At 41.0% G+C, this 6451-nt stretch carries 9 protein-coding genes; 7 read left to right on the forward strand and 2 right to left on the reverse strand.

Going from position 1 to position 6451, the window contains the following annotated elements:
• Positions 1 to 53: 53 nt before the first annotated feature.
• Positions 54 to 1868, reverse strand: coding sequence for a hybrid sensor histidine kinase/response regulator (locus tag Q8J82_RS01340; protein WP_304908697.1), 1815 nt, complete (start codon positions 1866 to 1868; stop codon positions 54 to 56).
• 4 nt (positions 1869 to 1872) lie between these two features.
• On the reverse strand, positions 1873 to 2517 hold the full coding sequence (locus Q8J82_RS01345) for a response regulator transcription factor (protein WP_304908698.1): 645 nt from the start codon (positions 2515 to 2517) through the stop codon (positions 1873 to 1875).
• A gap of 148 nt (positions 2518 to 2665) precedes the next feature.
• Between Q8J82_RS01345 and Q8J82_RS01350 the strand changes: the two genes are divergently transcribed.
• The 7 genes from Q8J82_RS01350 to Q8J82_RS01380 all read left to right on the forward strand — a co-directional run bounded on the left by Q8J82_RS01350 (position 2666) and on the right by Q8J82_RS01380 (position 6176).
• Positions 2666 to 3226: a PEP-CTERM sorting domain-containing protein gene (locus Q8J82_RS01350; protein ID WP_304908699.1), complete on the forward strand. Its 561-nt coding sequence runs from the start codon at positions 2666 to 2668 to the stop codon at positions 3224 to 3226.
• A 15-nt stretch (positions 3227 to 3241) separates the two neighbouring features.
• Positions 3242 to 3634, forward strand: coding sequence for an SH3 domain-containing protein (locus tag Q8J82_RS01355; protein ID WP_304908700.1), 393 nt, complete (start codon positions 3242 to 3244; stop codon positions 3632 to 3634).
• A gap of 95 nt (positions 3635 to 3729) precedes the next feature.
• Positions 3730 to 4035, forward strand: coding sequence for a hypothetical protein (locus tag Q8J82_RS01360; protein WP_304908701.1), 306 nt, complete (start codon positions 3730 to 3732; stop codon positions 4033 to 4035).
• Positions 4036 to 4086: 51 nt separating this feature from the next.
• Positions 4087 to 4257: a hypothetical protein gene (locus tag Q8J82_RS01365; protein ID WP_304908702.1), complete on the forward strand. Its 171-nt coding sequence runs from the start codon at positions 4087 to 4089 to the stop codon at positions 4255 to 4257.
• 158 nt (positions 4258 to 4415) lie between these two features.
• Positions 4416 to 4754 (forward strand): hypothetical protein, encoded by a 339-nt coding sequence (locus Q8J82_RS01370; protein ID WP_305327629.1) that lies wholly within the window; start codon positions 4416 to 4418, stop codon positions 4752 to 4754.
• Positions 4755 to 4820: 66 nt separating this feature from the next.
• A complete protein-coding gene (locus Q8J82_RS01375; RefSeq protein WP_305327630.1) occupies positions 4821 to 5576 on the forward strand; it encodes a hypothetical protein in 756 nt (251 codons plus the stop codon).
• Between the two features lie 144 nt (positions 5577 to 5720).
• Positions 5721 to 6176: a hypothetical protein gene (locus Q8J82_RS01380; RefSeq protein ID WP_305327631.1), complete on the forward strand. Its 456-nt coding sequence runs from the start codon at positions 5721 to 5723 to the stop codon at positions 6174 to 6176.
• The last annotated feature ends 275 nt before the right edge of the window (positions 6177 to 6451 follow it).

The following is a 6451-nucleotide window of genomic DNA, read 5'->3' on the forward strand; positions in this document are numbered from 1 at the left end:
GTCAAATTCATTTTTTACGGGTGCGATTTTTGGATGGTCTCGGCTCGTTTAAGCTATCTCAACAAAACATTCAGCCATCGAGTTAAGACTGTATGCAGTTGGTCTGGCTCAAGCGGTTTGTGTAGAACAAGATAGCCTTCGCTCTCAGCCTGCTGTAGTTCTACTGAGTTAAATTCTCCACTAATCATCGCGCCATGCGCTTCAGGATAGTGCTCTAGTAATGCACACAAAATATCAAAACCACTTTCACCCGCACGTAGGCGTTGGTCACAGAAAATTGCTTGCGGTTGAAAGGTAGTGCTCAATAACGCCAATGCTTCAGCACCTGAAGCGACACATTTTACTTGTAATCCCCATGAAGTCAGTAGCGATTCCCACGCGCTGGTTACTTGTGGGTCATCATCTACAATTAAGCAAGTACCAGATAACTGAGATTTATGTTGTTGAGAGTCAACCTGATAGGGATTATTTATAACCTGAAACGATTGCAAATGCTCTTTTAAAGCTGGCAAACGTAACCAAAAGTGCGAGCCTCGATTCAGCCGCGAACGAAACCCATATTGTGCACCCATAATTTCACAGCAACGGGCAACAACTGCCAGGCCCAAACCATGACCAGCACTGTCAATACGCCAAGCGTGCTCGTTACGAAAAAAAGGCGAATATATATGGTCTTGGTCATCATTCGCGACACCAATCCCAGTGTCCCATATGTCAATTTGCCAGCTTTCACTGTGCTTGCGAACCGCTATCAATATACCACCTTGTTTGGTGTAACGTAATGCATTATGCATTAAATTCATAATGGATTGTCGCAACAGCGTTCCGTCTGTGCGGATAACCGCATTACCGTTACTCAAATGCATACGAATTTCAAGGTTTTTTGCACGAGCTTCTTCATTAAATACCATGGCGATTTCTTGAATGAGAGGGTCTAGATATACATGACCTGTTTTCAGTTCAACTTTACCAGATTCAATTTTAGATAAATCGAGTAGCGAATTAAACATTTGCGTCACTGAGCGTACGCTTTGCTTTAAGTCTTTAAGTGCAGGCTCTAAAGAACTATCATGGTTACGGTGTGCTATTGATTCAATTAAAAAACTCATTGCATGAACGGGCTGGCGTAGGTCATGGCTGGCAGTAGTCAGGAATTGGTTTTTATCATTTAGTGCAGTTTCTACGCTTTCTTTAGCCGCTTTAAAACTTGCTGCTAAGCGTGAGCCTTCCTCTTCGAGCCAAATCATTCTTACAAAAAAACGGTGTGTCGAAAGTGCATGGCGACTAATTGCAAAACTGTAAATAATTGAAAGGGGCATGATAAATTGCCAATGGTCATGAAATGACCAAGGCATGAGCAACACAGTACCATGCCAGCCAAAAAACAACAGCCTATTAAATATACTCAACATTGGAGATTGATGCGTAGCATTAGTAGACATTATGGCTGTTAAAGTAAGTATAAACAGATACTTAAATTCCAATGTGGCCGTGTAGCTTACCATAGGCAATAGCAGCATTAAGCCAAAGCTATGTATAGCAACTATGGTTTGTATGCGAGGAAGCCAATTTTTTAAGATGGCATCAGCATCAAGATTTTGCTTATCTTTGTTATAAGTTTTGTTAATAAAATAACCGATAATACCAGCGCAAAAATAACAAAAAGACCATATTGCAACACGGTGGCTCTCGCTATTTAGTTGGTAATACCAGGCAAAAGTCGCACTAATGATTGGCATGGTATATAAACCCAACATCAACCTTGAAAACGCCATATCAAGTAAACGAGCTCGACCTTGTGCGCTGATGTCTTCTAGCTGAATAAAAGCTACTTCATTTATTTTTGGCTTAATAAATTGTTTGAACATGCAGCTACTCAAGCCTATTTCCGCGTAATTTTGTAATGGCTTCTATCCTGTTGCTTACACCTAACCTGCTCAGAATGCCGCTAACATGCTCTTTGACAGTTTGTTCGGACAGCGATAACTTTTGAGCAATACGCTTATTTGGCAACCCGTTCAGTATCAATGCAAGAATCTCACCTTGACGAGCGGTTAACCCAAGTTCTTTTGCTGTTACGGCCAATTCTCTAGAGTGATTGTTAGGCGCTTTCTGTTGAGTTGTATTAGCAAACCATGTCTGGCCCGATAACAAGTTGCTCACAGCTTGAACAAATATTACTGTACTTTCTTGTTTGTTAATAAACCCATGCGCACCAGCAACCTGCACTTTCCTTTGCACTGCAATGTCATCATCCGCACTTACAACTAGAATTAGCGTATTAGGATATTTTATTTTTAACTGACTTAACATTGGTAAGGAAGCGCCATCTGGCAACCAAAAATCTAGGATTATCATCTGTGGTGGATTCGCAGGGTCAATGACGTTCCATAAGTCATCAATGTTTGACACCGCTTTAACTACATCAAAACTACAGTGGGATTCTAGAAACGCTGCAATGCCGCGCGCTACCAGTGGATGGTCGTCAATGACAAGTGCAGTTTTTTGAGTGCTCATGCAACATCCCTAAGCCATATTGGCTGTGAAACACCATCATAGCAAATTGCATTGCAGATTAAACCCCTACTTCAGGGGGGTTCTCAATTGACACCGTTATCTTGATAATTGAATCTGATTAACGTATTGAATGTACAAGGAGTTTCACATGCAGATCAAAACATTATTTTTATCGTTTATTTTGGCAGTTTCATTTAGTACTGTTGCGCAGGCGGTGACGGTCACTTTTGAAGACATCCCTAATCAACAAATTGCTGATGGCTATGGCGGCATATCTAGTTGGAATGAGGCTGGACAAGTGCGTGACTCAGGCTTTGGGACAGGTGTTGGTGATTATTGGTTTCATAGTTGGGGCGGGGAACTGCGCTTTGATAACGCACCTGTAGTATTTGAAGGTGTTTATTATCAATCTTGGGGTGGTAATCAAGCTAATCTAAGCTACTCTTTGTACTACCAAAATCAACTGGTTTATAGTGACCCACTTGACCTTAATCTCCCAATTAACCCTTACTGGCTTGCCTCTAACTACTCTGGTTTGGTCGATAAAATTTATTTCTACAGTTCTGGTGATGGCATTGTGCTTGATAACTTAACCTATTCAATTACGGCTGTACCTGAACCTTCAAATTATGTGCTACTACTAAGCGGCCTAGCGGTTATAGGTTTATTAAGACGTAGGGGTAAACGAGATCAATTTGGTGGCAATTAGTTAAGGATACGAGCGATGAGAATGATATTAATGGTGGTAGGTTTATTCATTAGCGAAATAACTAGTGCGGGTTTATATGATGATTTGCATGAACTCCGCGGCACGATTTCAGAAACTTCAAGAACGGCAAAAGCAGCTAATGAGCTTAGTAAGACAATTACACCAGAGAAGAAACCTGATGCGCAAGTTTCAGCACAATTATCAGAGATTAAATCAGGCGATGTGATGCAAAGTAAACTTGGCAAACTCAAGCTTCTGAGTGAACCCAGTAAAAAGTCAGCTAGTTTAGGGCAACTTGCTAATGGGAATGAGATGGTATTTATGGGAGAAGAAAAAGATGGATTTTATCGTGTAACTGCAATAAATGGTGAGGGTTGGGTGGATAAATTGCTGGTACAAAAACGCTAGGAAATTGTTTTTTGACAATATCGTAATTTTAGCTTTTGTGATGATTTATTCACATTTTATTATCGAATTTATTTCATATTAGTTTGGAGTATTAAATGTTTGGGAAAAAAATAGTAACGATTATTTTATCGATGACACTATTCGGTTGTGCATCGATGGTTGTTAAACAAAAAGATATTGAGAAAAAAACGGCTCTAGCACTAGGCCTGCAAAAAAGTGATTTTACGATATCAGATCGCGCAGATGATGGCCTACAGACAAACTATGTTGTTACAACAAAAACAGGCAAAAAATATAATTGCTACGTTGAAGGTTCTTTCTCATTTGGTACAGGTGGTGTAGTTACTGATGCCATTTGTAGCGAGCCAGGCAAACCAGCAAAAAATCCTTTACAGAAATAAAGTATTAAATCTATTACTGACTCACTCATTCTTAATGTATGGTCGAAAATTATGAAAAATAATTTGATTAAAAATAGCTACAAAAACTTAGCGCCTGTCACTAAGCCATTTGCATACGTGTTGATTCTCGTCTTATTTACACTGTTATTAAGTGATGAGACGTTTGCAGCAGGCAATATTACAAATAGCGAAAAATTTTGTAATCCAAATGAGCCTTATTAAATTTTAAAACCGACATTGAAATTGCATGCGTAGCCTCGATGGAATGCAATAAACTCGAGGGAAATTATGTGATGGTTATTCCTTGATTCCACTACGCTTCATCAAGGCTACGCTTATTAGGCAACACTTTTTTAACCACTCCACTAAAAGGATTTTTAATGAAACACCTCTCACTACTCGCTGTATCTGCTCTCGTAATTTTGTCTGTCCAAGGATGCGCCACTAAAACCTACGGAAGGCAAGGCATACTAACAAGCTATGAAAAAGACTCTATGACATGCCGTGAAATTGAGCTGGAAACTGCAAAAGTCAGAGGGTTTATCGACCATGTAAATAAAGAAAGTGAATTTAGTGGGCGTGATGTTCTTGCTATTATTGGAGATTTTGGTATTGGCAATGGCATGGAAAAAAGCGCAGCTCTTGAAAGCGCGAACAAACGCGTAGAGCAACTTGGTGAGCAGCGCAATACAAAAAAATGTGGTGCAGGTTCAGCCTAACCCATCTCATTCAAGAGGATCGCGCTAAAGCGCACCCCTTATGTCAGACGTTAATGGAGTATGAATATGAACTCACAACAAGTACCACAAAAGGCGTTGGAAGACATCAAGGTCAAGGCTAATATTTCGACGGTTGTTGCGATTTCTGGTCTATTACTTATGTCGGTTACATCGACTGCTATTGCGGCTCAAAAGAGCAATCTTCTGGTCTTCGACATATTACTCAATGCCCCGTTTGATATTAATGAGTGTCGATATGAAGTTGTTTCAGTTCCTACTGGTAAGAAAGGTTTGCTAAGTAGAGACATCATGACAAAGATGTATAAGTACGTCGAATTAAAGCCAGATAATGGAAAGTGCTTTCAGAGAGAAGGCCCAGGTTATACAGTTCCCGCCATGGATGCCAACTTGAATCCTAAACCTTTGCCGCCAGCTGGGCCAGTTGTCGATGGCGATATAAGGATTATCTACTCAGACAGTAGTCGCCCCGCCATTATAGGTGACAAGTGGGTTTGGGTAAGGGTGAGTAAGTCAAAAATACAAGCCGTTAAATTCTACTTTCCAGCCCTTGGTATCAACGATGTTCGCAGGGCAATTGATGCTAAGTACGGGCCGCCAAACAAGATCGACAATTTGTATCTTGATCGCTATGAAGACGGAAAGCTCGAATTCTACATGGCGAAGTGGGTTCACCCGATGCTATCAGTCGAACTGACGAGTGTTGACACGAGCATGGACTATGACGGTCCGCGAAACTCCGTTGGTTATGTGCGGGTCGACTATGGGCGTCCAGCCGTAAAGATTGACAATAATCCGCTGTAATCGTCGTGTTGACCTGCCCACTGGCTGTATCAATAGACACTGATAAAGCCCAGCGTAAAATCTGGTAAACATTGTCTAGCTCGCACCAAGGGTTAGACCGACATGCATTTTTTGTGATAATTAAATTCTCATTTAGGAGGCCAGATGCAATCCAAACTTCATATCAATCAGGAGATATCAATGAACTACAAGCTGAAACCATTAGCAATGGCCATTCTCACAAGCTTTTTACTATCTGGATGCTCGACACTGAGTGCATCTAATTTGCATATATACACTCCAGAAGAGCAAGCGGGAATGACGCCGGATGGTGCTATTCCCACAATGATTACGCCATCCGAGTTACGGGAGCACTTCAAGAATGCAGGTAAAGTTACCAAGCCAACAGGACATGTGTCCTATTGTAATGCAGGCTTATTGAGTCAATCAGCAAGAAGTGAAGCGCTCAAGACTATTGATGGAGCCTGTGGTGGCAAAGGTCAATACACAATTGTGCGTGCCGTACCTATGCTGGATGCAGTCAATACTGCAGTTGGGACCAGTTGTACTCGTTCCGAGATGATTATTTTTAGATGCTATGGTGCGCAACCTAAGCAATAGTAGTTATAGCAACCCGCCTTAAGTTAAGCAAGCGTAGCCTCGATGGAATGCAATGAACTCGAGGGGAATTAAGTGATGGTTATTCCTTGATTCTACTATGCTGGCTCATCCATATCGTTTAAAAAAGGAGTATAAATATGAACTTACCACAAAGGGCGTTGGAAGACATCAAGGTCAATGTGAAACTGAAGCTTGCAGCACTGTGGGCGAGTTTTATGTTTCTCTACATCTATGTAGATTATTTCCACTTATATATGCCGGGCTCCATAGAGGAT

Origin of the sequence: Methylotenera sp., from assembly GCF_030684185.1 — a bacterium.
Taxonomy (GTDB): domain Bacteria; phylum Pseudomonadota; class Gammaproteobacteria; order Burkholderiales; family Methylophilaceae; genus Methylotenera.